Raw genomic sequence first — 3,220 nt, forward strand, 5'->3', positions numbered from 1 at the left:
GAAGGCGTGCTTGTAGAGGTCCATGTTGGCGTGCAGGCAGCCGGGCTGCTCGTACGACGCCCGGTCGCCGCTGGAGGGCGACAGCGTGTTGAGGGGCCGGGCGGCCGGGGTGAAGAACCGGAACGCGTCGAAGTGGGAGCACGAGATCCGGTGGGACTCCACGACCTGGTCGGTCCCCGCACCGCCCAGCCGGAGCGGCCAGTCGTGCCGGACCCGGTCGGTCCGGTGCACCATCGCCCACTCGTGCAGACCGAAGCAGCCGAGCTGTGCCGGCCGGCCGGCGGTCGCCCGCAGCAATGCCAGGACCGACTCGATCACCCCCGCCTGGTCGGCGACGAAGGACGCGCTCACGGTCACCAGGTCGGGCAGCGGGCCTGAGGCCGACGCCTGGGGCGCCGTGGGGCACATGACCCGTTCGTAGCCTCGGCTGATCTCGCCGCCGGCCAGCGCGACGCCGTAGCCCGGGTGCCACCGGCGCAGCTGCGCTGGACGGTGCGAGTAGTAGGTGAACAGGAAGTCGTGGACCGGGTGCTTGACGCCGTCGCGGCGACGAGCCAGGTGCGGGCCGACGAACGTGTCGACGCGGGCCGCGTGCGCCTCCGCCCGCGCCCGCCACGTCGCCTCGTCGAGCACCTGCAGGTCCACGCGGACCAGCGTAGGGCCGGTCGATAGGGTCGAGACCGTGCGTATCTGCAGATTCACCACGGGGGAGGACCCCCTCTACGGCGTCCTGACCGGCGACCTCGACGAGTACGGCCAGCCCGGCGACGACGCCGTGATCGTCGCCCTCGCCGGCGACCCGCTGTACGTCGGCGTCAAGCCGCTCGACCAGGAGCACCGCCTCGAGGACGTCCGGCTCCTCGCGCCGGTGCTGCCGCGGAGCAAGGTGGTCGGGATCGGTCGCAACTACGCGGCCCACGCCGCCGAGCTCGGCAACGACGTACCCGAGGAGCCGCTGATGTTCCTCAAGCCCAACACCAGCGTGATCGGCCCCGGCGACCCGATCGTCTACCCCCGGCAGACCGAGAACCTCCACTTCGAGGGCGAGGTCGCCGTCGTGATCGGCCGGATCTGCCGCGACGTACCGCCCGAGCAGGCGACCGACGTCATCCACGGCTACACGATCGGCAACGACGTCACCGCCCGCGACCTCCAGAAGAGCGACGTGCAGTTCACCCGGGGCAAGGGGTTCGACACGTTCTGCCCCCTCGGCCCGTGGATCGAGACCGACCTCGACCCGCAGGCCTTCGCCGACGGCGTACGCGTCCAGACCCACCTCAACGGCGACCTGAAGCAGGACGGCAGCACCAGCGACATGATCTTCGACATCCCCACCCTCGTCGCCCACATCACCAGCGTGATGACGCTGCTGCCCGGCGACGTGATCCTCACCGGCACCCCTGAGGGCGTCGGTCCCATGGAGGTCGGCGACGAGGTCGAGGTGTCGGTCGCCGGCCTCGGCGCCCTCACGAACCCGGTGGTCAAGCGATGATCACCCCATTCGAATGCTCGCTTCGCTCCGCGTCGAACGGGGACCCCGAATGAACGTGCGCGTCCGCTTCTGCCCCTCGCCCACCGGCTCGCCGCACGTCGGGCTCGCCCGAGCGGCGCTCTACAACTGGGTCTTCGCCCGCCACGCTGCGCTCAACGGAGGGCAGGGCACCTTCGTCTTCCGGATCGAGGACACCGACAAGGAGCGCAGCACCGAGGAGTCCTACGACGCGCTGCTCGAGACGCTGCGCTGGCTCGGCCTCGACTGGGACGAGGGTCCGCTGACCGGCGGCCCGCACGGCCCCTACCGGCAGTCCGAGCGCACCGACCTCTACCGCGACGTACTGGCCAGGCTGGCGGACTCGAAGTTCACCTACGACTGCTTCTGCACCACCGACGAGGTCGACGCCCGCCGCAAGGCCAGCGGCTCCAAGGTCCAGGGGTACGACGGCTTCTGCCGCGAGCTCGACCCGGAGCAGCGCGCCGCCTTCGAGGCGGAAGGACGCTCGCCGGTCGTCCGGTTCCGGATGCCCGACGGCGAGATCACCTGGCACGACCTGGTCCGCGGTGACGTCACGTTCCAGACCGAGTTCGTGCCCGACTTCGCGCTGTGCCGGGCCAACGGCGACCCGCTCTACACGCTGGTCAACCCGGTCGACGACGCCCTGATGGAGGTCACCCACGTGCTGCGGGGCGAGGACCTGCTCTCCAGCACCCCGCGGCAGATCCCGCTGCACCGGGCGCTGGTCGAGCTCGGGGTGTCGAAGGCGGTGCCCGACTTCGGCCACCTGCCGTTCGTGATGGGCGAGGGCAACAAGAAGCTCTCCAAGCGCGACCCCGAGGCCCACCTGTTCTCCTACCGCGACGAGGGCTTCCTGCCCGAGGGGCTGCTCAACTACCTCGCCCTGCTCGGCTGGGCGATCGGCCCCGACCGCGACGTCTTCACCCTCGAGGAGATGGTGGCGGCCTTCGACATCAAGGACGTCAACCCCAACCCCGCCCGGTTCGACCTCAAGAAGGCCGAGGCGATCAACGCCTCCCACATGCGGCTGATCACGCTCGAGGACATGACCGAGCGGGTGATCCCGTTCCTGCAGCGGGCGGGCGTCCTCTCCGACCCGGTCACCGACGACGAACGTCGCCTGCTCGACCGGGCGATGCCGCTGGTCAACGAGCGGATGAACAAGCTCGGGGAGGCCCCGGGGCTGCTCGGCTTCCTCTTCGCCGACGAGGAGTCGTTCACCCGCGACGAGGCCGACGTGGAGAAGGTGCTCGACGAGTCGGGGCGCGACGTCGTACGGGCGACGCGGGAGGCGCTCGGCGCGTTGGATGCCTGGGACACGGCCGCCATCGAGGAGGCGCTGCGCGCCAAGCTGGTCGAGGAGCTCGGCCTCAAGCCGCGCCTGGCCTTCGGGCCGGTCCGGGTGGCCGTGACCGGCAGCCGGATCTCGCCGCCACTGTTCGAGTCGCTCGAGCTGCTCGGACGCGAGCGGAGCCTGGCCCGTCTCGACGGCGCGCTTGCGTGAGTGACGAGCGCGGGGCGGCGACGGGCGGCCTGCCGTTCCACCAGATCCTGCTCGGTGGTCGGCCCGGCTGGTGGCGGCCGGTGGTCGGGGTGCTCGTGCTGGGCGTCGGCGTCTATGTGATCGCGCCCGCGATCTGGACCATCCCGTTCACCGCCTGGTTCATCATCGACGGCCAGGACCTCGCGGCGGGTCTCGACGGTCTC

3 protein-coding genes and 1 pseudogene are annotated in these 3,220 nt (G+C 70.9%); 3 read left to right on the top strand and 1 reads right to left on the bottom strand.

Annotation, left to right across the window (positions count from 1 at the left end; translation table 11 throughout):
- The coding region (locus tag VFN12_RS06560; protein ID WP_325117813.1) for a 3-methyladenine DNA glycosylase at positions 1-645 on the bottom strand (645 nt) is incomplete at its 3' end.
- 37 nt (positions 646-682) lie between these two features.
- Here VFN12_RS06560 and VFN12_RS06565 point away from each other — a divergent pair.
- From VFN12_RS06565 to VFN12_RS06575, 3 genes and pseudogenes are all read left to right on the top strand, one after another.
- Positions 683-1,492 (top strand): fumarylacetoacetate hydrolase family protein, encoded by an 810-nt coding sequence (locus VFN12_RS06565; RefSeq protein ID WP_325117814.1) that lies wholly within the window; start codon positions 683-685, stop codon positions 1,490-1,492.
- 49 nt (positions 1,493-1,541) lie between these two features.
- Complete coding sequence (gene gltX, locus VFN12_RS06570) at positions 1,542-3,017, top strand: glutamate--tRNA ligase (RefSeq protein WP_325117815.1); 1,476 nt, start codon at positions 1,542-1,544, stop codon at positions 3,015-3,017.
- Positions 3,014-3,220: pseudogene (locus VFN12_RS06575) on the top strand (hypothetical protein); the annotation flags it as partial. The gene gltX and the pseudogene VFN12_RS06575, both read left to right, overlap by 4 nt.

Source organism: Nocardioides sp. (assembly GCF_035703625.1).
GTDB lineage: Bacteria > Actinomycetota > Actinomycetes > Propionibacteriales > Nocardioidaceae > Nocardioides.

Bases quoted from the DNA above. Each gene is read 5' to 3' on its own strand.
- gltX (WP_325117815.1), top strand. From the start codon at position 1,542: ATGAACGTGCGCGTCCGCTTCTGCCCCTCGCCCACCGGCTCGCCGCAC.